The organism is Pseudomonas migulae, assembly GCF_024169315.1.
Classification (GTDB): Bacteria; Pseudomonadota; Gammaproteobacteria; order Pseudomonadales; family Pseudomonadaceae; genus Aquipseudomonas; species Aquipseudomonas migulae_B.
Genome location: NZ_JALJWR010000001.1, coordinates 5,728,375 through 5,753,702, shown reverse-complemented (window position 1 = coordinate 5,753,702; position 25,328 = coordinate 5,728,375). Strand labels below are relative to the sequence as shown.

Genomic DNA, 25,328 nt, shown 5'->3' with positions numbered 1-25,328 from the left:
AGTCGTTACACCGCCATCGCGAACACCGAGAGTAGCCAAGTAATAAAACCCACAAAAAAACCCGCCGAAGCGGGGTTTTTTATACAACATCGTTAAACCGACAGTTCAACCAGCAGCTTGTTGAGGCGGCGCACATACGCGGCCGGGTCCTTCAAGCTGTCGCCGGCCGCCAGGGCCGCCTGATCGAAGAGGATGTGCGACAGGTCGCCGAAACGCTCGTCGCTCTGCTCGTTGTCGAGTTTCTCGATCAGCGGGTGAGCCGGGTTGAATTCGAAGATCGGCTTCGAATCCGGCACCTTCTGACCACTGGCTTCGAGGATCTGACGCATCTGCATGCCCAGGTCCTGCTCGCCGATGGCCAGAATCGCCGGGGAGTCGGTCAGGCGGTGGGAAACCCGCACTTCAGCAACCGAATCACCCAGTGCAGTTTTCAGACGCTCGACCAGACCTTCCTTGGACTTGGCGACTTCTTCCGCGGCTTTCTTGTCCTCTTCCGAGTCCAGGTTGCCGAGGTCCAGGTCACCGCGTGCCACGTCGACGAAGCTCTTGCCGTCGAAGTCGCTGAGGTAGCTCATCAGCCACTCGTCGATGCGATCGGTCAACAGCAGCACCTCGATGCCTTTCTTGCGGAAGACTTCCAGGTGCGGGCTGTTTTTGACTTGCGCGTAGGTTTCGCCGGTCAGGTAGTAAATCTTGTCCTGACCTTCCTTGGCGCGTGCCAGGTACTCGGCCAGACCCACGACTTGCTCGCCTTCTTCGCCCTGAGTGGAGGCGAAACGCAGCAGGCCAGCGATTTTCTCTTTGTTGGCGAAGTCTTCTGCCGGGCCTTCTTTCATGACCTGACCGAAGTTCTTCCAGAAGCCTTTGTATTGCTCAGGCTCGTTCTTCGCCAGTTTTTCCAGCATGTCCAGAACGCGCTTGGTCAGCGCCGACTTCATGGAATCGATGATCGGGTCTTTCTGCAGGATTTCCCGCGATACGTTCAGCGACAGGTCGTTGGAATCGACCACGCCTTTGATGAAACGCAGGTACAACGGCAGGAACGACTCGGCCTGGTCCATCACGAACACGCGCTGCACGTACAGCTTCAGGCCTTTCGGCGCTTCACGCTGGTACAGGTCGAACGGAGCACGGGTCGGCACGTAGAGCAGCGAGCTGTATTCGAGCTTGCCTTCGACCTTGTTGTGGCTCCAGCTCAGCGGATTTTCGAAATCGTGAGCGATGTGTTTGTAGAACTCCTGGTATTCCTCGTCCTTGATCTCGGTGCGAGGACGGGTCCACAGGGCGCTGGCGCGGTTGACGGTTTCCCACTCAACGGCCGGCTTCTCTTCACCTTCAGCGGCTGCCACTTCTTTCGGCAACTCGATCGGCAAAGCAATGTGGTCGGAGTACTTCTTGATGATGTTACGCAGGCGCCAGCCATCGGCGAACTCGTCTTCACCGGACTTCAGGTGCAGCACGATGCGAGTGCCGCGCTCGGCTTTCTCGACGGTGGCCACTTCAAAATCGCCTTCGCCCTTGGACGACCAGTGCACGCCTTCGCTGGCGGCAGCACCGGCACGACGGCTGAACACGTCGACTTTGTCGGCGACGATGAATGCGGAGTAGAAACCCACGCCAAACTGACCGATCAGGTGCGAATCTTTTTTCTGATCGCCAGACAGGTGCTTCATGAAATCAGCGGTGCCGGATTTGGCGATGGTGCCCAGGTGGGTGATCGCATCTTCACGGCTCATGCCGATACCGTTGTCTTCGAGGGTGACGGTTTTAGCGTCCTTGTCGAAGCTCACACGGATTTTCAGTTCGGCGCCACCTTCCAGCAACTCAGGCTTGGACAGGGCTTCGAAACGTAATTTGTCGACAGCGTCAGAGGCGTTCGAGATCAATTCGCGAAGGAAGATTTCCTTGTTGGAATACAGCGAATGGATCATGAGGTGCAGCAGTTGCTTCACCTCGGTCTGGAAGCCCAGGGTTTCCTTTTGAGTTTCCACACTCATGGTCATCAAACTCCAATCAGATGGCAGTGGCCGCGACCTTGAGGGTCGGCGGCGGGTTGTCATCAAAGTTGGGGGCTCGGATCAGGATTTCAAGGGCTCATCGATTTTGAAGTGGGCGCGGGCAGTGGCAATAGGCTCGGCTTCGGTGCTTTGCCAGGCGGTCACTGCCACGTTGGCGACACGCCGCCCCTGACGACACACCTGACATCTGGCCCAGGTGTCGCGAAACTGCCCGGTGCGCAGGTAGTCGAGGGAAAAGTCGATGATCTTCGGCACGCCCGGCGAACCAGTGAGAATCAGCAGGTGCAGCGCGGCGGACAGCTCCATGAACCCGGCAATCACGCCGCCATGAATCGCCGGCAGTAAAGGGTTACCAATGTTGTCCTTGTTCGCCGGCAGGCGAAACAACAGCTCATCCCCGACCCGCGAACATTCGACACCAATCAGTTTGGCGTAGGGAATCAAGTCCAGCAACGCGGCGTAGTCGCCCTGCTCATGGGCCTGTTGCAGTTGCTCCTTGAAATTGTCGGTCATTTCGCTCCTCCGGCGATGGCGCCACCAAAACCTTTGGTGCCTTTGATGCCCTTGCCCATGCGCATGAACGTGCCCACGACATGGGCGATAGGCTGTTCGGGGTCGTCCTGATAGGCAAAGCCACGGGCGAAGATCACGTCCGTGGTGACCCGATAGCACTGGGCAAAGCCATACACATCTTTGTGCGGTTCGGCCGCGTGCATGTAGTCGATGCGCAGGTCGAGGGTCGGGCAGACTTCGAACTCGGGCAACACGCAAAGGGTGGACATGCCACACGCGGTGTCCATCAAGGTCGTCAGCGCACCGCCGTGGATCACGCCGGTTTGCGGGTTGCCGATGATTTGCGGGCTGTACGGCAGAATCACGGTGAGCCCTTCACTGCTGGCGCTGTGAACTCGCAGCCCGAGTACCTGACAGTGTCGCAATGCCGATAGAAATCGCGTCGCGCGCTCAAAAACGGGGTTTTCGGCCATTTGATAAAAACTCTTCTTAGTATTCCGACATCGCACTAGGCGTGTTCGGTAAAAGTTCCCGTGGGAATAATCTTATATATCTGAACGAATTTAGGAACTTAACCCTGATGGCTGTGCTCGAAAGGCCAGTAGATATTTTCCATAAGGAGAAACACCCCATGCGTAAGACTTTAGCTATTGCCTTGATGTTGACCGCTTCCCTCGGTCTCGCAGCCTGCGATAAAAAATCCGAGGACAAAGCTCAAGATGCCAACCAACATGCTGAGCAGGCTCAGCAAGACATGAACAAAGCTCAGGATAAAGTGAACGACGCAGCGAAAGAAAACGCCGAAGCTGCCAAAGCTCAGGCTGAATCGAACGAAGCCGCTGCAAAAGAAGCACCTAAAAACTAAAACAGTTTTTAGCGTGATAAAGAAAACCCGCCAAGTGCGGGTTTTCTTTTGCGTGTCATTTGCCCTGCTAGAGCAAAATAGTTCTAAAAGTCGGACTAATCATCAACAGCAGCGAACACACTAGCCCGACAAACCACACCAGACTTCGTGGCCAGGCGAGATCGCCCCAATAGCACAGTAAGTAAATGATGCGCGTAATCACGAAGATGATTGCCAACGAATCAATCAGCCACCCCGCCGTCTGCGTGGTGTGCGCCATCAACACCCCCACCGCAAACAATATGAACGCTTCGAAGCAGTTCTGATGCGCAGCCACCGCACGGGCACCGAAGCCGGTAAGTTGGGCCTGCTGCTGGCGCGGGAGGTGATTGTTGTAACCGCCCTGCTCTTTCATGGCCTTGGTCACCGGCATGCGGGCCACGTAGATCAGCAAGGCGCTGATAAACACACACCAGAACGGAATACTCATCAAGCAGCCTCTTTGTTCGCTTCAGGCAATGGCGCCTCTGTAGGGGTATAGACCATCACGTCGAGAACGTCGGAATGAAACTCCCGGCGATAGAGCACCAGCACCACGCCGGCACTCATCAACATGAACAACCAGGGGCTGACGAACCAGGCGAGCATGGTCATGCCGAAGTAATAGGAACGCAGGCCGAAGTTGAACTGGTTGGCGGCCATCGAGATGACACGCGCCGCCCGGGCCGCAAACGCTTTGCGCTCCTGCTCCGAGACATGGCGCTCGCCGACCATCGGTGCCGAACCGATCAGAATCGCCGCGAAGTTGTATTGACGCATGCACCAGCTGAACGTAAAGAACGCATACACAAACACCAGCGCCAGGCACAGCAACTTGATCTCGGACATCCCCTGGGAAGCCTGCTGCACCATCGGGATATCCGCCAGCAAAGACACGGCTCTTTCCGATGCGCCCAGCACGGTGAGAATGCCGGCCAGGATAATCAGCGTGCTCGAGGCGAAGAAAGAAGCGTTGCGCTCCAGGTTACCGACCACACTGGCGTCGGCGATGCGGTTGTCGCGCAGCAGCATGCGGCGCATCCAGTCTTCGCGATACAAGTGCAGCACACTGGCCAGGCACGCGGTGTCGCGGCCTTTCCACGTCGCATAACGGGTGTAGCCGCCCCAGCAGATGACAAACCAGACAGCGGCGAGAATGTGAATCAGGTTGGCGTGGATGAACGACATGCAATTCCCTGTGAGACATTGGTTAAATCTGTAGGAGCGAGCCGTGCGGCGATCCGACTTGCCCGCGAAGGCGGCGTGTCAGTCGACGGTTAGGTCGAATGTTAATCCCTCTTCGCGGGCAAGTCGGATCGCCGCACCGCTCGCTCCTACAGATAGTCCTTCGACGTTAGCTCAAGGAAAAAGACACTGCATCACGCGCATAAAAAATGCCCCGCATCGATTGATACGGGGCATTTCTGTTGTAGCCCAAGACCCGCTTGTGGCGGTCTCGAAGCGGCTTAAGCCAGCGCTTCTTCGCGCTTGCCCAGCAGGCGGTCGCACACCACCGCAACCACCAGCGTCATGACCGACGGCACCAGCCACGCCAGACCTTGCTCGCTCAGCGGCAGGTGGGCCAGTTGCGTCGGCATCCAGTCCGCCAGACCTGCGCCCTTGAGCGCGTCGATCAGACCGAAAATGAACGACACCAACATCACCGGACCGACGATGCGCCCCTGCTCATGCCAGAAGTCCTTGCAGAAGCTCAGGGCCACCAGCGCGATGCACGGCGGGTAGATCGCGGTGAGTACCGGAATCGAGAACGCGATCAGCTTGGTGAGGCCCAGATTGGACACAAACAAGGAAAACACGGCCAGGATAATGACCAATGTCTTGTAGGACAGTGGTAGCACACGGCTGAAGTATTCGGCGCAGGCGCAGGTCAGACCGACCGCTGTAACCAGGCAAGCCAGCGAGATCAGCACCGCGAGGAAACCGCTGCCCAACGAACCAAAGGTGTGTTGAACGTAAGCGTGTAACACTGCCGCGCCGTTGGTCGCACCGGCGGCCACTTCATGGCTGCCCGAACCCAGGCGGAACAGGCTGACATACACCAGCGCGAGACCGACGCCGGCAATCAGCCCGGCAATGATCGCGTAGCGGGTAATCAACACCGGCGACTCGACGCCGCGGGAGCGGATGGCGTTGACGATGACAATGCCGAACACCAGCGCACCGAGGGTATCCATGGTCAGGTAACCATTGATGAAGCCCTGGGAAAACGGTGCCGCCACATACTCAGGCGTCGCCACGCCAATGTCGCCAGCCGGCAGCGCGAACGCGGCGATGCCGAGTGCGGCCAGGGCGATAATCTTCAGTGGGGCGAGGAAACGTCCTACGGTATCCAGTAGACGGCCCGGGTACAGCGAGATGAAGAACACCAGCAGGAAGTACACTGAGCTATAGAGAAACAGCGCCAGCGGGCTCTCGCCGGTCAGCGGCGCCAGGCCCACTTCGAACGATACGGTCGCGGTGCGCGGCGTCGCGAATAACGGGCCAACGGCGAGGTAGCACGCCGCGGCCAGCAAGCCACCGGCGACTTTTCCGATCGGGCTGCTCAAGGCATCCATTGCGCCGCCGACCTTGGCCAGGGCAACCACAGTGATCACCGGCAGACCGACCGCGGTGATCAGAAAGCCCAGCGCCGCCATCCAGACATGTGGCCCGGACTGCAAACCGACGATAGGCGGGAAGATGATGTTGCCAGCCCCGACGAACAGGGCAAACGTCATAAAACCAAGTGCCAGGATGTCCTGGCCTTTCAACACTTTCATTAAGGAAATACCACACTACTGAATCGGAATTTAGAGAGGGATTTCCCTTTTGGGTGAGGGAAATGCTGTCGGTCCGCATAGGACTGACCCTTTTAGCGCGTAGCAACCTTGTGGGTCGCGGACGCAAAATGGCGGCTAGCCTAACGAATTTGAGCGGCAAACGCACTGTTAGAGGGCGAACATTCCGATCTGCGACATTTCCGTGTCGCGTTTACATATCTAATTTACCTGCACAGAACCCTGTGGCGAGGGGATTTATCCCCGTTGGGTTGCGAAGCGACCCTGGAACCATCGCATGCGGTGCATCAGGTACACCGCATTACAGACTTCACGACTGCTGCGCAGCCGAACGGGGATAAATCCCCTCGCCACAAAGGCCCAGTGCAAACCCCGGAAACGACAAAGGCCACCCGAAGGTGGCCTTTGTTTGGTGAAGCGTCAGCTAAGCGCGAGGCTTACTTGACAGCCCAACCGGTCAGCTCGGACAAAGCCTTGCCGATGTCTGCCAGCGAACGCACGGTTTTAACGCCTGCGTCTTCCAGGGCAGCAAACTTCTCGTCTGCAGTGCCTTTGCCGCCAGAGATGATTGCGCCAGCATGGCCCATGCGCTTGCCCGGAGGAGCAGTCACACCAGCGATGTAGGAAACAACCGGCTTGGTCACGTGTGCCTTGATGTAGGCAGCCGCTTCTTCTTCAGCCGAACCGCCGATCTCACCGATCATCACGATCGCTTCGGTCTTCGGGTCTTCCTGGAACAGCTTCAGGATGTCGATGAAGTTCGAACCCGGGATCGGGTCACCGCCGATGCCGACGCAAGTCGACTGACCGAAACCGGCGTCAGTGGTCTGCTTAACAGCTTCGTAGGTCAGGGTGCCGGAACGGGAAACGATACCGACCTTGCCTGGCAAGTGAATGTGACCCGGCATGATGCCGATCTTGCATTCGCCTGGAGTGATCACGCCTGGGCAGTTAGGACCGATCAGGACTACGCCCAGCTCGTCGCACTTGACCTTGGCATCCAGCATGTCCAGGGTAGGAATGCCTTCAGTGATGCAAACGATCAGCTTGATGCCGCCGAATGCCGCTTCCAGGATGGAGTCCTTGCAGAAAGGAGCTGGAACGTAGATCACGCTGGCGGTGGCGCCAGTGGCAGCTACAGCGTCTTTCACGGTGTTGAACACTGGCAGACCCAGGTGCTCGGTGCCGCCTTTGCCCGGAGTTACGCCACCAACCATCTTGGTGCCGTATTCGATGGCTTGCTGGGTGTGGAAACTACCTTGCGAACCGGTAATACCCTGGCAGATAACTTTGGTGTCTTTATTGATCAGGACGCTCATTATTTGCCCTCCGCAGCTTTGACGACTTGTTGAGCAGCGTCGGTCAGGCTGGTAGCAGCGATGATGTTCAAACCGCTTTCTGCCAGTACTTTAGCGCCCAGCTCAGCGTTGTTGCCTTCAAGGCGAACAACAACCGGGATTTTCACGCCGACTTCTTTCACAGCGCCGATGATGCCTTCGGCAATCATGTCGCAACGAACGATGCCGCCGAAGATGTTGACCAGTACTGCAGCGACGTTAGTGTCGGACAGGATGATCTTGAACGCTTCGGTAACGCGTTCTTTGGTAGCACCGCCGCCCACGTCGAGGAAGTTGGCTGGTTTGCCGCCATGCAGGTTGACGATGTCCATGGTACCCATGGCCAGGCCAGCACCGTTGACCATGCAACCGATGTTGCCTTCCAGCGCTACGTAGTTCAGTTCGAACTTGGCAGCGTGCGCTTCGCGCGGATCGTCTTGCGACGGATCGTGGAAAGTCTTCAGCTTAGGCTGACGGTACATGGCGTTGGCGTCGATGTTGATCTTGGCATCGAGGCAATGCAGATCGCCGTCAGCCTTGATCACCAGCGGGTTCACTTCCAGCAGAGCCAGGTCGTGATCCTTGAACAGCTTGGCCAGACCTACGAAGATCTTGGCGAACTGAGCAACCTGCTTGCCTTCCAGACCCAGCTGGAATGCCAGCTCGCGACCCTGGAATGGCTGAGCGCCAACCAGTGGATCGATAGTGGCCTTGAGGATTTTCTCAGGGGTATCGTGAGCGATTTTCTCGATGTCCACGCCACCTTCGGTGGAAGCCATGAACACGATGCGACGGCTCGAACGGTCAACGACAGCGCCCAGGTACAGCTCTTTAGCGATATCAGTGCACGATTCAACCAGGATCTTGGTGACTGGCTGACCATTGGCATCAGTCTGGTAAGTCACCAGACGCTTGCCCAGCCACTGCTGTGCGAATGCCTTGGCGTCTTCTTTGCTGCGAACCAGCTTTACGCCGCCCGCTTTACCGCGACCACCAGCGTGGACCTGGGCTTTGACAACCCACTCGGTGCCGCCGATTTTGTCGCAAGCTTCTGCTGCTGCTTCCGGGGTGTCTACCGCATAACCGGTGGAAACTGGCAGGCCGTACTCAGCGAACAGCTGCTTACCCTGATACTCGTGAAGATTCATGCTTATTACCGTCTTCGTTAGGTACTGCGCATTCGGTGCTGCACTCGTTCAAGTGCCGCACCACCTGTGACTGCTGCTTGCGTAGCCTTTCCGGACAACCGGTGCAGCTACGCAAGACTGCGTCCAGCGGATATTCCGCGGTGAGTCTTGCATGCAAGGCTCACGACGGGCCATACCGCCGTGGTTTCTTATTGTCTTAACGCTTCTTGCGGTTGGCGATGTGAATGGCGCCGCCATTCACTGCCAGAGCTGCTTCGTGCAAGGCTTCAGACAGGGTCGGATGGGAGAAAACCATCATGCCCAGGTCTTCAGCGCTGGTGCCGAATTCCATACCGATCGCGCCCTGCTGAACCAGTTCTGCAGCGCTCGGGCCAATCACGTGGACGCCCAATACGCGGTCACTCTTGGCATCGGCAATGACTTTCACGAAACCGCCGGTATCGTTGGCTGCCATGGCACGGCCACTGGCTGCGAACGGGAAGGTGCCAACGTTAACTTCAACGCCCTCAGCCTTCAAGGTCTGCTCGGTTTTGCCGACCCACGCGATTTCCGGGTGAGTATAAATAACAGACGGGATCAGGTCATAGTTGATTTGGGCTTTGTGGCCCTTGATGCGCTCAACCACCATGATGCCTTCTTCGGACGCCTTGTGCGCCAGCATCATGCCGCGAACCACGTCACCGATCGCGTAAACGCCCGGTACGCTGGTGGCGCACTGGTCATCAACGAATACGAAACCGCGCTCGTCGATGTTCACACCGCTGTCGGCAGCCAACAGTTCGGTGGTCACTGGACGGCGACCAACGGCAACGATCAGCTTGTCGAAAGTGATGTTCTGTTCGCCGTTGGCATCGGTGTAGTTCACAACGACTTCGTCGCCGTTCACTTTGGAACCGGTAACGCGAGCGCCCAGCTTGATGTCCAGACCTTGTTTGGTCAGGGTTTTGAAGGCTTCTTTGGAAACCGCGTCGTCAGCGGCTGGCAGGAACTTCTCCAGCGCTTCCAGGACAACCACTTCGGAACCCAGACGCGACCACACCGAACCCAGTTCCAGACCGATGACGCCAGCGCCGATCACGCCCAGACGCTTAGGTACGGATTGGAATTCCAGCGCGCCCGTCGAATCGACGATCACGTTCTGGTCAACCGGAGCCGGTGGAATGTCGATCGGACGGGAGCCCGAAGCCAGAATCACGTTCTCGGCTTCGATGATTTCAACGGTGCCGTCTGGCTTGGTCAGTTCAACTTTCTTGCCGGCCAGCAGTTTGCCGTGGCCTTGCAGGGAAGTAACGCCGTTCGCCTTGAACAGGGTGGCAACGCCAGAGGTCAGGCCTTTGACGATGTTGGCTTTGCGGCCAACCATTGCCGACACGTCCATGGTCACGCCAGCGTGATTGATACCGTGGATCGCGAAGCCTTCTTTGGCTTCCTTGTATTTCCAGGAGCTGTCCAGCAGCGCCTTGGATGGAATGCAGCCGACGTTCAGGCAAGTACCGCCGAGGGCCAGTTTGCCTTCCTTGTCGGTGTATTTCTCGATGCAGGCAGTGGTGAGGCCCAGTTGCGCTGCTTTGATGGCAGCCACGTAACCGCCAGGGCCCGCGCCAATCACTACCACGTCGAATTTCTGAGTCATGTGTCATTCCTTCTCGAATCAAACCGGACGGCCCCTTTTGGGGACCGTCGTGGGACGAAGCTGGTTATTACAGACGGGCCGCCATCCTGCAGCGGCCCATGCAACGAAATCAGATATCCAGCAGCAAACGAGCCGGGTCTTCCAGCAGGTTCTTGATGGTAACCAGGAAGGTCACAGCTTCTTTGCCATCGATCAGACGGTGATCGTAGGACAGAGCCAGGTACATCATCGGACGGATCACGACCTGACCGTTGATCGCCATAGGACGCTGCAGAATGTTGTGCATGCCCAGGATGGCCGCTTGCGGCGGGTTGACGATCGGAGTCGACATCATCGAACCGAAGGTACCACCGTTGGTGATGGTGAACGTACCGCCGGTCATTTCGTCCATCGACAGTTTGCCGTCGCGAGCCTTCTTGCCGAAGGTGGCAATGCCGCCTTCGATTTCAGCCAGGCTCATCAGTTCGGCGTTACGCAGAACCGGTACAACCAGACCGCGGTCGCTGGAAACAGCAACACCGACGTCGGCGTAGCCGTGGTAAACGATGTCGGCACCGTCGATCGACGCGTTGACAGCCGGGAAGCGTTTCAGCGCTTCGGTGGCCGCTTTCACGAAGAACGACATGAAGCCCAGGCGTACGCCGTTGTGGGACTTCTCGAACAGGTCCTTGTACTTCGAACGCAGAGCCATGACTTCGGTCATGTCGACTTCGTTGAAGGTGGTCAGCATCGCCATGTTCGATTGTGCTTCTACCAGACGCTTGGCCACGGTAGCGCGAACGCGGGTCATCGGTACGCGCTTCTCGATGCGGTCGCCAGCGGCGAACACAGGAGCAGCGGCAGCAGGAGCGGCAGCCTTGGCAGGTGCGGCAGCCGGAGCGGCTTTCTTGGCAGCAACAGCAGCGACCACGTCTTCCTTGGTCACACGACCACCTTTGCCGGTGCCGGCAACGGAAGCGATGTTAATGCCGTTTTCTTCAGCCAGCTTGCGGGCAGCCGGTGCAGCAACAGGATCGTCTTCGCCTTCGGCGGCAGGAGCAGCAGCCTGTGCAGCGGCCGGAGCAGCAGCGGCAGCCGGAGCAGCGGCAGCAGCGCCGCCCGCTTCGATCGAGCCCAGCACTTCGTCGGACAGAACGGTGTCGCCTTCATTCTTGACGATAGCGCCCAGCACGCCGTCAGCGGTGGCCAACACTTCCAGCACAACTTTGTCGGTTTCGATATCGACGATCAGGTCGTCACGCTTTACAGCGTCGCCCGGTTGTTTGTGCCAGGTGGCAACGGTGCCGTCGGCAACCGATTCCGGGAAAGTGGGGGCTTTGATTTCGATAGCCATTATCTGTGAGTCCTTAAATTCGGTTTCAGGTGCGCGAAGGCGTTAAACAGTAAAGGCGTCTTGCAGCAGTTTTTCCTGCTGCTCAGCGTGCATCGATGCGTAACCGCATGCAGGTGCAGCAGAAGCCTCACGGCCCGCGTACTCAAGTACGAGAGACTTGTTGAGATTGCTGATGCTGCGACGCATGTGGTGTTGGCTGCAGTACCACGCACCCTGGTTCATCGGCTCTTCCTGGCACCAGACGGCATTCTTGACGTTGGTGTAAGGAGCCAGGACTTCTTTCAAGTCGTCCTCAGGGAATGGGTACAGTTGCTCGATACGCACGATGGCGATGTCATCACGACCTTCGGCACGGCGTTTTTCCAGCAGGTCGTAGTAGACCTTGCCGCTACACAGAACAACGCGCTCGACCTTTTTCGGGTCCAGGGCATCGATTTCCGGGATAACGGTCTGGAACGAACCTTCGGCCAGATCTTCCAGGGTCGATATGGCGAGCTTGTGACGCAGCAGCGACTTCGGAGTCAGGACGATCAACGGCTTGCGCAGCGGACGAATGACCTGACGACGCAGCAAGTGGTAGATCTGAGCCGGCGTAGTCGGTACGGCTACCTGAATGTTGTGCTCGGCGCACAGCTGCAGGTAACGCTCCAGACGAGCCGAAGAGTGCTCCGGACCCTGACCTTCATAACCGTGCGGCAGCAGCATGGTCAGACCGCAGAGACGGCCCCACTTGTGCTCGCCACTGGTGATGAACTGGTCGATAACCACCTGGGCGCCGTTGGCGAAGTCGCCAAACTGGGCTTCCCAGATCACCAGCGCCTCAGGCGTGGTGGTCGAGTAACCGTATTCGAACGCCAGCACGGCTTCTTCGGACAGGAACGAATCGTACAGGTCGAAACGTGGCTGGCCCTTGTACAGGTTTTGCAGCGGGACGTAGGTACCCGCGTCTTTCTGGTTGTGCAAGACAGCGTGACGGTGCGAGAACGTACCGCGACCGATGTCCTGACCCGTCATGCGAATCGGGTGACCTTCGAACGCCAGGGTCGCGTACGCCATGGTTTCGGCGTAACCCCAGTTGATCGGCAGGCCGCCGGCTTGCATCTTCTGACGGTCTTCGTAGATTTTCGAAACCTGGCGCTGAACCACGAAGCCTTCCGGAATTTCCAGCAGCTTGGCGGACAGTTCCTGCAAGGTTTTCAGATCGAAACGTGTGTCGTGACGCGCGGTCCAGGCGTGGCCCAGGTACGGGCGCCAGTCCACGAACAACTCTTTGTTCGGCTCTTTGACCAGGCTTTTCACTACATGCAGACCGTTGTCCAGCGCGTTGCGGTATTCGTCGACTTTCGCCTGAACACGCTCAACGTCCAGCACACCGGCCTGGGTCAGACGATCGGCATACAGCTCACGGGTGGTGCGCTGTTTGGTGATCTGCTGATACATGATTGGCTGGGTGCCGCTCGGCTCGTCGGCCTCGTTGTGGCCGCGACGACGGTAGCAGACCAGGTCGATCACCACGTCACGCTTGAACTGCATGCGGTAGTCGATGGCCAGCTGGGTCACGAACAATACGGCTTCCGGATCATCACCATTCACATGGAGGATCGGCGCCTGGATCATCTTCGCAACGTCGGTCGCGTACTCGGTCGAACGCGAGTCCAGCGGGTTGCTGATGGTGAAACCGACCTGGTTGTTGATCACGATGTGCACGGTGCCGCCGGTCTTGAAACCGCGGGTCTGCGACATCTGGAAGGTTTCCATGACCACGCCCTGACCGGCGAATGCCGCGTCACCGTGGATGGAAATCGGCAGAACCTTCTCGCCGGTAGGGTCGTTACGACGATCCTGACGGGCGCGAACCGAACCCTCGACCACTGGAGATACGATTTCCAGGTGGGACGGGTTGAACGCCATCGCGAGGTGAACTTCACCGCCGGTGGTCATTACGTTGGACGAGAAGCCCTGGTGATATTTAACGTCACCGGAACCCAGCTCGACCTTCTTCTTGCCTTCGAATTCGTCGAACAGCTCACGCGGGTTCTTGCCGAAGGTGTTGACCAGCACGTTCAGACGGCCACGGTGGGCCATGCCGATAACGATTTCCTTGGTGCCGTAGGAACCGGAACGCTGGATCAATTCGTCGAGCATCGGAATCAGGCTTTCGCCGCCTTCCAGACCGAAACGCTTGGTGCCCGGGTATTTGGTGCCCAGGTATTTTTCCAGGCCTTCACCGGCAGTGACGCGCTCGAGCAGATGGCTCTTGATGTCGGTGGAGTACGTTGGACGACCACGTACGCTTTCCAGACGCTGCTGGAACCACTGGCGCTGCTCGGAATCGGTGATATGCGTGAATTCAGCGCCGATGGTGCGGCAATATGTCTGCTGCAACGCTTCGTGAATTTCGCGTAGGCTCGCCTCCTCTTTGCCGATGAACAGGTCGCCGGCACGGAAGGTCGTATCAAGATCGGCATTGGTCAAGCCGTAATGATTGATCGACAGGTCTGCAGGTGCAGGACGCTGCCACAGCCCCAGCGGGTCAAGCTGGGCTGCCTGGTGGCCACGCATACGGTAGGCCTGGATCAATCGCAGCACTTCAACTTGCTTCTTCTCGTGCTCACTGCTCACGCTTCCGGCGGAAACCGGTTGGGCGCGGCGCTGGTTCTTTGCCAGCAACACGAAATGATCGCGAATTGTGGAGTGCGAAACATCGGTGGCAGAGTTGCCGTCAGTCGGCAACTTCTGAAAGTAGGTGCGCCACTCTTCTGGCACAGCGTTAGGGTCGTGCAGGTAGAGCTCATAAAGCTCTTCCACATAGGCAGCGTTTCCACCTGAAAGGTGGGCACTGTTCCACATGCGCTGCATCACGCTTTCTTGCATGCTTGGTCACCCTCGGTTAGGGGAACACCACCGGCGTCGACACCGAGCAAACTTGCAGAAGTCCGAATGCAGCGACCAAAACAAGCCACTTAGGATCACGCTGATAGTCCGGGTACCAGCCCGGATGCCCCTGCTTGTCTCATTTCTTCAAAATAAGAGCGGCAGCTTTGTGAGCTGCTGCTCAGGTTAAAACTACGGCGCCGGTTGAAGCCTGCGCCGTAGCATCTACGGGTACAGCGGTCCTACGGGTACTGCTGAATCACACGCCGCTTTGCAGAAGCATGTTACGGATGTGACCGATGGCCCTAGTCGGGTTCAGGCCTTTCGGACATACGTTGACGCAGTTCATGATGCTCCGGCAGCGGAATACGCTGAACGGGTCATCCAGCGAAGCCAGACGCTCGGCAGTCTTGGTGTCGCGGCTGTCTGCCAGGAAGCGATACGCTTGCAGCAGAGCAGCCGGCCCCAGGAACTTGTCCGGGTTCCACCAGAAGGACGGGCAAGAGGTCGAGCAGCAAGCGCACAGGATGCACTCGTACAGACCGTCGAGCTTTTCACGCTCTTCAGGGGTTTGCAGACGTTCGATGGCCGGAGCCGGCGTGTCGTTCTGCAGGTATGGCTTAACCTTCTCGTATTGCTTGTAGAAGATGCTCATATCGACGACCAGGTCACGGATAACCGGCAAACCTGGCAGAGGACGAACGATCAGCTTGTTACCTTTTACGACAGAAGACAGCGGCGTGACGCACGCCAGCGCATTTTTGCCGTTGATGTTCATGCCGTCGGAACCGCAAACGCCTTCACGGCAAGAGCGACGATAGGAGAAACCTTCGTCCTGCTCTTTGATCAGGGCTAGCACGTCCAGCACCATCAGGTCTTTACCACCGGTATCGACCTGGAATTCCTGCATGAACGGCGCAGCGTCCTGATCAGGGTTGTAGCGATAAACACTGACTTGCAACATGGCGGCCACCCTTAATAAGTCCGAATCTTAGGTTCAAAAGTCGGAACAGTCTTCGGCGAGAAGTTCACAGCACGCTTGGTCACGCGCTTGTCACCCGGGAAGTACAGGGTGTGGCACAGCCAGTTTTCGTCGTCGCGATCTTCGTAGTCTTCACGGGCGTGAGCGCCGCGGGACTCTTTGCGGATCTCTGCAGCGATGGCGGTGGCTTCGGCCACTTCCAGCAGGTTTTGCAGTTCCAGGGCTTCGATACGAGCCGTGTTGAACGCCTGGCTCTTGTCGTTGATCTTGACGTTGGCGATACGGCCACGCAGATCAGCCAGCTGAGCAATACCCTTCTGCATGTATTCGCCGGTACGGAATACACCGAAGTAGTTCTGCATGCAGCTTTGCAGTTCTTTACGCAGGGTCGCGACGTCTTCGCCTTCGGTACGCGAGTTCAGGCCATCGAGACGTGCCAGGGCAGCGTCGATGTCGGACTGGCGAGGACGGGCGTAATCAACGCCTTCCTTCAGGGTCTGCTCCAGGAACAGGCCTGCGGCACGGCCGAAGACCACGAGATCGAGCAGCGAGTTGCCGCCCAGACGGTTGGCACCGTGAACCGATACGCAAGCCACTTCGCCCACTGCGAACAGACCAGGAATGATCTGGTCGACGCCGTCGGCGTCCTGGGTAATTGCCTGACCATGAATGTTGGTGGCAACGCCGCCCATCATATAGTGGCAGGTTGGAACGACCGGAATCGGCGCCACGGCTGGATCGACGTGAGCGAAGGTCTTGGACAGTTCCATGATGCCTGGCAGACGGCTGTGCAGAACTTCTTCACCGAGGTGATCGAGTTTCAGCATTACGTGGTCGCCATCCGGACCGCAACCGTTGCCGGCGATGATTTCTTTAACCATCGAACGGGCAACAACGTCACGACCCGCCAGGTCTTTCGCGTTAGGAGCATAACGCTCCATGAAACGCTCGCCGTGCTTGTTGATCAGGTAACCGCCTTCACCGCGGCAACCTTCTGTAACCAGTACACCGGCGCCGGCGATGCCGGTCGGGTGGAACTGCCACATTTCAATGTCTTGCACCGGCACGCCAGCACGCAGAGCCATGCCGACGCCGTCACCGGTGTTGATCAGGGCATTGGTGGTGGACGAGTAGATACGGCCTGCACCGCCTGTCGCCAGAACGGTGGCGTTAGCGCGGACGTACGAGGTTTCGCCGGTTTCGATGCAGATGACGATCATGCCGACAAAGGCACCGTCTTCGTTCTTCACCAGGTCGACGCCGTAGTATTCGTTGAGGAATACGGTGCCGGCCTTGAGGTTGGCCTGGTACAGGGTGTGCAGCAATGCGTGACCGGTACGGTCGGCAGCGGCGCAGGTACGGGCAGCCTGGCCACCTTTACCGAAGTCTTTCGACTGACCGCCGAACGGACGCTGATAGATGCGGCCCTGTTCGGTACGGGAGAACGGCAAACCCATGTGCTCGAGTTCGAAGACCGCTTCCGGGCCTACGGAACACATGTATTCGATAGCGTCCTGGTCACCGATATAGTCGGAACCCTTGACGGTATCGTACATGTGCCAGCGCCAGTCATCGTTCGGATCTGCCGAAGCGATGGCGCAGGTGATGCCACCCTGGGCGGATACAGTGTGCGAACGAGTCGGGAAAACCTTGGTAACTACGGCAGTCTTGTGACCACCTTGTGCCAGTTGCAGCGCAGCGCGCATGCCGGCACCGCCGCCGCCAATGATGATGGCGTCGAACGAAAGCGTATTAACTGTAGTAGACATGAATCAGATACCCCAGAGAATCTGCACACCCCAGACGAAGTAAGCGAACATCGCAACGCCGCATACTGCCTGGAAAAGGAAACGTACTGCAGTCGCGGACTTGCCCAGCGCCATCGGCGTCAGGTAGTCGGTCGCGATGGTCCACATGCCGACCCAGGCGTGAGCGCCCAGGGCCACAAGGGCCAGCAGACTGAAGATACGCATTCCGTTGTGGGCGTACAGGCCATGCCACTGCTCGTAGCCAATGCCCGGATTCGCAACGAGGTATCCGATCAGGAAGATGAAATAAGCCGCGAGAACGACCGCAGACACACGCTGTGCCATCCAGTCGTAGAGGCCTGAACGCGACAGGTTCGTAACGCTGGTTACCATATCCAAACTCCCGCCAGAACGATCAACACCGCAGACACGGCGATAATGATTTTCGAGCCCAGTGTGCCGCCTTCCAGCGTCTCACCGATGCCCATGTCCATGATCATATGGCGCACACCGGCGGCCAGGTGATACAGAAGAGCGGACAGGAGGCCCCATGCTACGAACTTGGCCAGAGGGCTGGTCAAGGTTGCCTTCACGTCGGCAAAACCTTCCTCGGAACCCAGGGATTTGCTCAATGCATACAGCATGAAGCCAAGGCCCAGGAAGAGGATGATGCCGGAAACACGGTGAAGAAACGACGTAACGCCGGTGATGGGGAGTTTGATGGTCCTTAGGTCTAGGTTTACAGGTCGTTGGCTTTTCACGGCTTTTTTTCACACTGAAGAGCCCCTAACAATCAGGGCAAAGTTGTTGGGGAGTGCACTGGTCAGGTAACCACCACCCAGGGATGCGACCCCCAATAAAGCAGGCCCAAAAGCCCCTGGCGGTCGGTGGCCGAGTATAGACAGTTAGGCTACTAATGACAACGCGTTCGCCTTCCCCTAATAGCTCATTGCACAAGTTGGATAAAAGGCGTAAATGGCAGTCAATTTCGAGGAAAAAGTCCGGTTAAAGCCTTCTGGAGCAAGACTTTAGGCAAATTGACATTCGAATTTATCTCACTATAGTGGTGCGGGCCCTGCGTGGGGGGTCTGTCTGATGATTTCAAGCATAAATAGGAGGCCACATGGCTGACAAAAAAGCGCAGTTGATCATCGAGGGCGCAGCCCCCGTCGAGCTGCCCATTTTAACCGGCACCGTTGGTCCCGATGTTATCGATGTTCGGGGCCTGACGGCCACGGGCCGTTTCACCTTTGACCCTGGTTTCATGTCGACAGCTTCCTGCGAGTCGAAGATCACCTATATCGACGGCGACAACGGCATTCTGCTGCACCGCGGCTACCCGATCGAACAGCTGGCTGAAAAGTCGGACTATCTGGAAACCTGCTATCTGCTGCTCAACGGCGAACTGCCGACCGCAGAACAGAAGGCCCAGTTCGTCAGCACCGTGAAGAACCACACCATGGTTCACGAGCAGTTGAAGACCTTCTTCAACGGTTTCCGTCGCGACGCCCACCCGATGGCCGTCATGTGCGGTGTAGTCGGCGCCCTCTCGGCCTTCTACCACGACTCCCTGGACATCAATAACCCGCAGCATCGCGAAATCTCCGCGATCCGCCTGGTTGCCAAGATGCCGACCCTGGCAGCGATGGTTTACAAGTACTCCATGGGCCAACCCATGATGTACCCGCGCAACGACCTGACGTACGCGGAAAACTTCCTGCACATGATGTTCAACACCCCGTGCGAGATCAAACCGATCAGCCCGGTACTCGCCAAGGCCATGGACCGGATCTTCATCCTCCATGCCGACCACGAGCAGAACGCATCGACTTCCACCGTACGCCTGGCCGGCTCTTCGGGTGCCAACCCGTTCGCCTGTATCGCCGCCGGCATCGCTGCACTGTGGGGCCCTGCCCACGGCGGCGCGAACGAAGCCGTTCTGACCATGCTGGATGAAATTGGCGATGTGTCGAACATCGACAAGTACATCGCCAAGGCCAAGGACAAGAACGATCCGTTCAAACTGATGGGCTTCGGTCACCGGGTTTACAAAAACCGCGACCCACGCGCCACCGTGATGAAGCAGACCTGCGACGAAGTGCTGAAGGAACTGGGGATCAACAACGATCCGCAACTCGAACTGGCCATGCGCCTGGAAGAGATCGCCCTGACCGACCCGTACTTCATCGAACGCTCGCTGTACCCGAACGTCGACTTCTACTCGGGGATCATCCTCAAGGCGATCGGCATTCCAACCAGCATGTTCACCGTGATCTTCGCCCTGGCGCGGACTGTCGGCTGGATCTCCCACTGGAAAGAAATGCTCTCCAGCCCGTACAAGATTGGCCGTCCGCGCCAGTTGTACACCGGCTACGAGTCGCGTGATATCACCAAGCTGGAAGACCGCAAATAAGACCTGTCTTGCGATAACGTCTTGAGTTGTACCGGGAACGGCCTCTATTTATATAGAGGCCGTTTTTGTTTGTGCCGGGTTTGGTTGCCTCTTTGATCGGGGGTATATCCGTTTCTTCGGTAATGACGGCTGGCGGTTTCGCTTTTACAGCGAGTCACTTGGAAGAGCGCCAAGTAACCAAGGGCTTTTGCCCCTTTCGTTCGGTGCCTCGCTAGAGCTCGGCATGCCCTCCTTCCGGTCCTGCTCCACTCGGCCTATCGGCCGACCACCGCCAATGCAACCGAGGCGGCCTATCGGCCGACCTGTCATTTGAAGCGTACGCGTTCCCTGTGGGAGCTGGCTTGCCAGCGATGGTCGTTAACGATGACGAGTGCGGTCTGAAGGAATGCGGTGTCTGAGCGTTCATCGCTGGCAAGCCAGCTCCCACAGGGGACACGTACCGGTTTGAAAAAAAGTGAGTCGCCGTAAGGGCGAAACCGCCAGACGCCGTTACCGCAGGAATGGATATGTACCCGATCAACAAAAGACAGGTCGGCTGTCCGGCCGCCTTCGCGAGCAGGTTCGCTTCACAAAGGGCGATAACCGCACAAAAAAAATGCCCCGATCTCTCGACCGGGGCATTTCCATTCAACCCAACTTACACAAACAATCTCGAAACCTTAGTGCGAAACCGCCCCACTCGCCCCAAGACCCGTCTGCGAACGAACAAACTGCGGGAAGAACAACGCCCGCTCATTGTCAGCCGCTGTCGACTTGTCAGTGATCGAGAAGAACCAGATCCCCACAAACGCAATGATCATCGAGAACAGCGCCGGGTATTCATACGGGAAGATCGCCTTCTCGTGATGCAGGATCTGCACCCAGATGGTTGGACCAAGGACCATCAAGCCCACAGCACTGATCAGACCCAGCCAGCCGCCAATCATCGCACCACGCGTGGTCAGCTTCTTCCAGTACATGGAAAGCAGCAGGACCGGGAAGTTACAGCTCGCCGCGATGGAGAACGCCAGGCCCACCATGAACGCGATGTTCTGGCTTTCGAACAGAATGCCCAGACCGATCGCCAGCACCGCCAGAGCGATGGTGGTGATTTTCGAGACACGGATCTCGTCCTTCTCGTTCGCCTTGCCTTTCTTGATCACGCTGGCATACAGGTCATGGGACACCGCCGAAGCACCGGCCAGGGTCAGACCGGCAACTACCGCCAGAATGGTCGCGAACGCTACCGCCGAGATGAAGCCCAGGAAGATACTGCCACCGACCGCGTTGGCCAGGTGCACCGCCGCCATGTTGTTGCCGCCCAACAGCGCGCCAGCCGCATCTTTGAAGGCCGGGTTGGTGCTGACCAGCAGGATCGCGCCGAAGCCGATGATGAAGGTCAGGATGTAGAAGTAACCAATGAAGCCGGTTGCGTACAGCACGCTCTTGCGAGCTTCTTTCGCGTCACTCACGGTGAAGAAGCGCATCAGGATGTGCGGCAGGCCAGCGGTACCGAACATCAGTGCCAGCCCCAGGGAGAACGCGGAGATCGGATCTTTCACCAGACCGCCCGGGCTCATGATCGCTTCACCTTTAGGGTGAACCTTGATCGCCTCGGAGAACAGAGCGTTGAAGTCGAAGTTGACGTGCTTCATCACCATCAGCGCCATGAACGAGGCACCGGACAGCAACAGCACCGCCTTGATGATCTGCACCCAAGTGGTCGCCAGCATGCCGCCGAACAACACGTACATGCACATCAGGATACCGACCAGAATCACCGCAATGTGGTAGTCGAGACCGAACAGCAGCTGGATCAGCTTGCCGGCACCGACCATTTGCGCGATCAGGTAGAACGCCACCACGACCAGCGAACCGCAAGCGGACAGCGAGCGAATCTGGGTTTGCCCGAGGCGGTAGGACGCCACGTCGGCAAATGTGTATTTACCCAGGTTACGCAAGCGCTCGGCGATCAGGAACAGAATGATCGGCCAGCCCACCAGGAAGCCGATCGAGTAGATCAGGCCGTCGTAGCCGGAGGTGAACACCAGCGCGGAAATACCCAGGAAGGACGCCGCGGACATGTAGTCGCCGGCAATCGCCAGACCGTTCTGGAAACCGGTGATCTTGCCGCCGGCTGCATAGTAGTCAGCCGCCGAGTTGTTTTTCTTGGAGGCCCAGTAGGTGATATACAAAGTTGCGCCGACGAACGCCACAAACATCAGGATTGCGGCGATGTTCAGCGGTTGTTTCTGCACCGCGCCAGTCAGGGCGTCAGCCGCCCAGGCGCCCGGTGCGAAGGCTGCGATGCTCAATAGAGCCATTAGACGCCGGATCATTGCTGAGCCTCCTTGAGAATCGCATTGTTCAGGTCGTCGAATTCGCCATTGGCGCGTCGTACGTAGATCCCGGTCAGGATGAAGGCTGAAAGAATCAACCCGACACCGATCGGTATGCCCCAGGTTATCGATGACTCAGGGCTGATTTTCGCGCCCAGAATATGCGGCCCGTAAGCGATCAGAAGGATGAATCCGGAGTAAAGCCCAAGCATGATCGCCGAAAGAATCCAGGCGAACCTTTCTCGCTTACTAACCAGCTCCTTGAAGCGCGGGCTGTTTTGAATCGAGAGGTAAATGCTGTCGTTCATTGTTTTTATCCTCGCAGCACAGATTATTGTTGGAACGCTATCCACTCTATGCGGCTGCGGGGCAGGTTCCAGACGACCTTAGTATTAGAACGACATGACAGAATCGCCATTTTCCAGCATGCAGAAAACAAAAGGCCCCTTGGCATTGAGCCAAGGGGCCTTGAGAGGGACTGACCAGACCGGTCAGCTCAAATCATTTGATCCAGTCAGCAACGCGCTCCGGGTGCTTGGCGACCCAATCCTTCGCAGCGGCTTCAGGCTTGGCGCCTTCTTGAATGGCCAGCATGACTTCGCCGATTTCGTCTTTCGAAGCCCACTGGAAGTTCTTCAGGAACTTGGCCACTTCCGGAGCTTTGGTACCCAGCTCTTTGCTGCCGATGCTGTTCACGGTTTCAGCCGCGCCATACACGCCTTTCGGGTCTTCGAGGAAGCGCAGTTTCCACTTGGCGAACATCCAGTGCGGCACCCAACCGGTCACCGCAATGGATTCGTTTTTCTTCTCGGCACGGGTCAGTTCGGCAATCATGCCGGCGCCGGAACTGGCCTTGAGTTGATAGCCGGTCAGGTCATAGTCCTTGATCGCCTGCTCGGTCTTGAGCATCACGCCTGAACCGGCGTCGATGCCGACGATGCGTTTCTTGAAGCTGTCATCGGTTTTCAGGTCTTCAAGCGACTTGGCCTTGACGTAGTCCGGCACGATCAAGCCGATTTTCGCATCCTTGAAGTTCGGGCCGTAATCGACGACCTGGTCTTTGTTCTTGGTCCAGTAATCACCGTGGGTCACCGGCAGCCAGGCCGACAGCATGGCGTCCAGTTTACCGGTGGCCACGCCTTGCCACATGATCCCGGTAGCGACGGCCTGGAGCTTCACGTCATAACCCAGTTTCTGCTTGATCACTTCGGCGGCCACGTGGGTGGTCGCTACGCTGTCGGACCAGCCATCAACGTAACCGATGCTCAGGGTCTTGCTCTCGGCATTGGCGAATGTGGAGCCAATCGCAAGTACCAGAGCGGCACTGGCGCCTAAAAGTCGTCGCATCTTCATCGTTACTTCCCCGAAAGTGCTGCGCTCGACGGATGCCGAGTCGCGTCAACGTATTGTTATGGTGCATAGCGCCCCATCACGCCTCACCGCTAACTCGTTCGATCATCAGCGTGATTTATCAATGAGAGCACTGACGCCTCGATAATCAACCTGACGCCAACCGGAACCTGTGCTGTCTGCGACCTCAAGGCATCGAGAAACGACATCAGAACGCCATTAATCACGACCACTTCTATTGCTCCCGCCAATCCGCCCGAACTTTGCATGTCAAAATTATGCAGGCCACCAAGCATCAGGCAATTGCAGGTAACATGCGCGGCTTTGCTCCCAGACGTCCTGACCATGCCCGCGACCTCACGCTTTCCTTTTTTTGCTTATCTATTCGCTTGCCTGCTGGGGCTTTTTGCCCTCGGCGGTTTTTGGTACGGACTCGGCAAACCGGTGATTCTGCCGGACGTGGCCAGCGCGACGCACAAGCTGCAATGCGCCTCCTACACCCCGTTCGACAAAGACCAATCGCCGTTCGATCAGCCGTTCAAGCTGCGCCCCGAACGCATGGACGCCGACCTCGCCCTGCTGGCCACCCGCTTCGAATGTATCCGCACCTATTCCATGACCGGTCTCGAGGCCCTGCCCGATCTGGCGCGCAAGCATGGTCTGAAGTTGATGATCGGCGCCTGGGTCAACAGCAACCCGGTGGACACCGAGAAAGAAGTCGACTTGCTGATTGCCTCCGCCAACGCCAACGCGGACGTGGTGACGTCGGTGATCGTCGGCAACGAAACCCTGTTGCGCAAGGAAATCACCGGCGCGCAGCTGGCCAAGCTGATCAACAAGGTCAAAAGCCAGGTCAAGCAGCCTGTCACCTATGCCGACGTCTGGGAGTTCTGGCTCAAACACCCGGAAATCGCCCCGGCGGTGGACTTCCTGACCATCCACTTGCTGCCGTACTGGGAAGATGATCCTTCGAACATCGACGCCGCGCTGCAGCATGTTCGCGAAGTGCGCCAGGTGTTCGGCAACAAATTTGCCCCCAAAGACGTGATGATTGGCGAAACCGGCTGGCCGAGCGAAGGCCGCCAGCGCGAAACTGCCCTGCCGAGTCGGGTCAATGAAGCCAAATTCATTCGCGCATTCGTCATCATGGCTGAACAGGAAGGCTGGCATTACAACCTGATCGAAGCCTTCGACCAACCCTGGAAGCGCGCCAGCGAAGGTGCAGTCGGTGGTTACTGGGGGCTGTTTGATGCTGATCGCCAGGACAAGGGCGTGCTGGCAGGTCCCGTGTCGAACGTGCCGTACTGGTCGCAATGGCTGGCGGTGGGAGGATTGATTTTTCTCGGTACGCTGATCCTTGGCGGACGCGTACGCAGCACCCGCGCGGCACTGGTCCTGCCACTGCTGGGCGCGCTGGCGGCCTGTTCGATTGGCGCGTGGGGCGATCTGGCGCGGGTGACCACACGGTTTGCCAGTGAATGGTTGTGGGTCGCCTTGCTGACGGGGTTGAATCTGTTGGTGCTGGCGCATGCCGCGCTGACATTGAGTGCTCGCACAGGCTGGCGTGGGCAAGCCTTCGCTGCGCTGGAACGCCGGGCGGGCGGGTTGCTGGCGGTGGCAGGTTTTGCGGCGGCGGTGATGATGCTGGAGCTGGTGTTCGACCCGCGTTATCGCAGCTTTCCGAGTGTAGCGTTCATCCTGCCGGCGCTGGTTTACCTGTGCCGTCCGGTGAGCGTGCCACGTCGAGAGATTGCCCTGCTGACCTTCATCATCGGTGCCGGCATTGCGCCGCAGTTGTATCGCGAAGGTTTGCAGAACCAGCAGGCCTGGGGCTGGGCGTTGGTGAGTGTGTTGATGGTGGCGGCGTTGTGGCGCAGTTTGCGGGTTCGCAAGGGCTGATCTTCAGCACGGCTGCCGGCCCCTTCGCGGGCAAGCCTCGCTCCTACGGTACAGAGTCGTCCATCAATGTTGTGAACGATC

Annotated in this window: 21 protein-coding genes; 3 read left to right on the top strand and 18 right to left on the bottom strand. The window is 57.9% G+C overall.

Annotation, left to right across the window (positions count from 1 at the left end):
- Positions 1–92: 92 nt before the first annotated feature.
- The 3 genes from htpG to J2Y86_RS26400 form a co-directional block, all read right to left on the bottom strand.
- A complete protein-coding gene (gene htpG, locus J2Y86_RS26410) occupies positions 93–1,997 on the bottom strand; it encodes a molecular chaperone HtpG (protein ID WP_253438415.1) in 1,905 nt (634 codons plus the stop codon).
- Between the two features lie 81 nt (positions 1,998–2,078).
- Positions 2,079–2,531 carry a PaaI family thioesterase gene (locus J2Y86_RS26405; protein ID WP_253438412.1) on the bottom strand — a complete coding sequence of 151 codons (453 nt, stop codon included), beginning with the start codon at positions 2,529–2,531 and terminating at the stop codon, positions 2,079–2,081.
- Complete coding sequence (locus J2Y86_RS26400) at positions 2,528–3,004, bottom strand: PaaI family thioesterase (protein WP_253438410.1); 477 nt, start codon at positions 3,002–3,004, stop codon at positions 2,528–2,530. Before J2Y86_RS26400 ends, J2Y86_RS26405 begins: the two co-directional genes overlap by 4 nt.
- Positions 3,005–3,162: 158 nt before the next feature.
- On the opposite strand from J2Y86_RS26400, the gene J2Y86_RS26395 reads away from it, so the two are divergent.
- On the top strand, positions 3,163–3,396 hold the full coding sequence (locus tag J2Y86_RS26395) for a hypothetical protein (RefSeq protein ID WP_064679026.1): 234 nt from the start codon (positions 3,163–3,165) through the stop codon (positions 3,394–3,396).
- Positions 3,397–3,463: 67 nt separating this feature from the next.
- Here J2Y86_RS26395 and J2Y86_RS26390 read toward each other — a convergent pair whose 3' ends face one another.
- The 12 genes from J2Y86_RS26390 to sdhC form a co-directional block, all read right to left on the bottom strand.
- Positions 3,464–3,865, bottom strand: a complete 402-nt coding sequence (locus J2Y86_RS26390) for an MAPEG family protein (protein WP_253438407.1) — start codon at positions 3,863–3,865, stop codon at positions 3,464–3,466.
- Positions 3,865–4,602 (bottom strand): DUF599 domain-containing protein, encoded by a 738-nt coding sequence (locus tag J2Y86_RS26385; RefSeq protein WP_150630173.1) that lies wholly within the window; start codon positions 4,600–4,602, stop codon positions 3,865–3,867. The genes J2Y86_RS26390 and J2Y86_RS26385 overlap by 1 nt, the downstream gene beginning before the upstream one ends.
- Positions 4,603–4,880: 278 nt before the next feature.
- A complete protein-coding gene (gene brnQ, locus J2Y86_RS26380; protein ID WP_253438404.1) occupies positions 4,881–6,194 on the bottom strand; it encodes a branched-chain amino acid transport system II carrier protein in 1,314 nt (437 codons plus the stop codon).
- A 455-nt stretch (positions 6,195–6,649) separates the two neighbouring features.
- Positions 6,650–7,531: a succinate--CoA ligase subunit alpha gene (gene sucD / locus J2Y86_RS26375; protein ID WP_053156820.1), complete on the bottom strand. Its 882-nt coding sequence runs from the start codon at positions 7,529–7,531 to the stop codon at positions 6,650–6,652.
- Positions 7,531–8,697, bottom strand: coding sequence for an ADP-forming succinate--CoA ligase subunit beta (sucC, locus tag J2Y86_RS26370; protein WP_007898980.1), 1,167 nt, complete (start codon positions 8,695–8,697; stop codon positions 7,531–7,533). Before sucC ends, sucD begins: the two co-directional genes overlap by 1 nt.
- A 196-nt stretch (positions 8,698–8,893) precedes the next feature.
- The gene (gene lpdA, locus J2Y86_RS26365; protein ID WP_253438402.1) at positions 8,894–10,330 is read right to left on the bottom strand and encodes a dihydrolipoyl dehydrogenase; all 1,437 of its coding nucleotides are present in this window, start codon (positions 10,328–10,330) and stop codon (positions 8,894–8,896) included.
- A gap of 109 nt (positions 10,331–10,439) precedes the next feature.
- The gene (gene odhB, locus J2Y86_RS26360; RefSeq protein ID WP_017337245.1) at positions 10,440–11,663 is read right to left on the bottom strand and encodes a 2-oxoglutarate dehydrogenase complex dihydrolipoyllysine-residue succinyltransferase; all 1,224 of its coding nucleotides are present in this window, start codon (positions 11,661–11,663) and stop codon (positions 10,440–10,442) included.
- Positions 11,664–11,705: 42 nt separating this feature from the next.
- Positions 11,706–14,537 carry a 2-oxoglutarate dehydrogenase E1 component gene (locus J2Y86_RS26355; protein ID WP_253438399.1) on the bottom strand — a complete coding sequence of 944 codons (2,832 nt, stop codon included), beginning with the start codon at positions 14,535–14,537 and terminating at the stop codon, positions 11,706–11,708.
- Positions 14,538–14,796: 259 nt separating this feature from the next.
- A complete protein-coding gene (locus tag J2Y86_RS26350) occupies positions 14,797–15,501 on the bottom strand; it encodes a succinate dehydrogenase iron-sulfur subunit (RefSeq protein ID WP_253438397.1) in 705 nt (234 codons plus the stop codon).
- 11 nt (positions 15,502–15,512) lie between these two features.
- Positions 15,513–17,288 carry a succinate dehydrogenase flavoprotein subunit gene (gene sdhA / locus J2Y86_RS26345; RefSeq protein WP_008032662.1) on the bottom strand — a complete coding sequence of 592 codons (1,776 nt, stop codon included), beginning with the start codon at positions 17,286–17,288 and terminating at the stop codon, positions 15,513–15,515.
- A 3-nt stretch (positions 17,289–17,291) separates the two neighbouring features.
- Positions 17,292–17,660: a succinate dehydrogenase, hydrophobic membrane anchor protein gene (gene sdhD, locus J2Y86_RS26340; RefSeq protein WP_253438394.1), complete on the bottom strand. Its 369-nt coding sequence runs from the start codon at positions 17,658–17,660 to the stop codon at positions 17,292–17,294.
- Positions 17,654–18,028 carry a succinate dehydrogenase, cytochrome b556 subunit gene (sdhC, locus tag J2Y86_RS26335; protein ID WP_253438392.1) on the bottom strand — a complete coding sequence of 125 codons (375 nt, stop codon included), beginning with the start codon at positions 18,026–18,028 and terminating at the stop codon, positions 17,654–17,656. Before sdhC ends, sdhD begins: the two co-directional genes overlap by 7 nt.
- A gap of 362 nt (positions 18,029–18,390) precedes the next feature.
- On the opposite strand from sdhC, the gene gltA reads away from it, so the two are divergent.
- The gene (gene gltA, locus J2Y86_RS26330; protein ID WP_017337241.1) at positions 18,391–19,680 is read left to right on the top strand and encodes a citrate synthase; all 1,290 of its coding nucleotides are present in this window, start codon (positions 18,391–18,393) and stop codon (positions 19,678–19,680) included.
- Positions 19,681–20,339: 659 nt separating this feature from the next.
- Here the strand turns inward: gltA and J2Y86_RS26325 are convergent.
- From J2Y86_RS26325 to J2Y86_RS26315, 3 genes are all read right to left on the bottom strand, one after another.
- Positions 20,340–21,998 carry a cation acetate symporter gene (locus tag J2Y86_RS26325; RefSeq protein ID WP_253438389.1) on the bottom strand — a complete coding sequence of 553 codons (1,659 nt, stop codon included), beginning with the start codon at positions 21,996–21,998 and terminating at the stop codon, positions 20,340–20,342.
- On the bottom strand, positions 21,995–22,306 hold the full coding sequence (locus J2Y86_RS26320; protein ID WP_214381621.1) for a DUF485 domain-containing protein: 312 nt from the start codon (positions 22,304–22,306) through the stop codon (positions 21,995–21,997). Before J2Y86_RS26320 ends, J2Y86_RS26325 begins: the two co-directional genes overlap by 4 nt.
- A gap of 193 nt (positions 22,307–22,499) precedes the next feature.
- Positions 22,500–23,351, bottom strand: coding sequence for a glycine betaine ABC transporter substrate-binding protein (locus J2Y86_RS26315; RefSeq protein ID WP_253438387.1), 852 nt, complete (start codon positions 23,349–23,351; stop codon positions 22,500–22,502).
- A gap of 342 nt (positions 23,352–23,693) precedes the next feature.
- Here J2Y86_RS26315 and J2Y86_RS26310 point away from each other — a divergent pair, with 342 nt between their 5' ends.
- On the top strand, positions 23,694–25,247 hold the full coding sequence (locus J2Y86_RS26310) for a beta (1-6) glucans synthase (protein ID WP_253438385.1): 1,554 nt from the start codon (positions 23,694–23,696) through the stop codon (positions 25,245–25,247).
- The last annotated feature ends 81 nt before the right edge of the window (positions 25,248–25,328 follow it).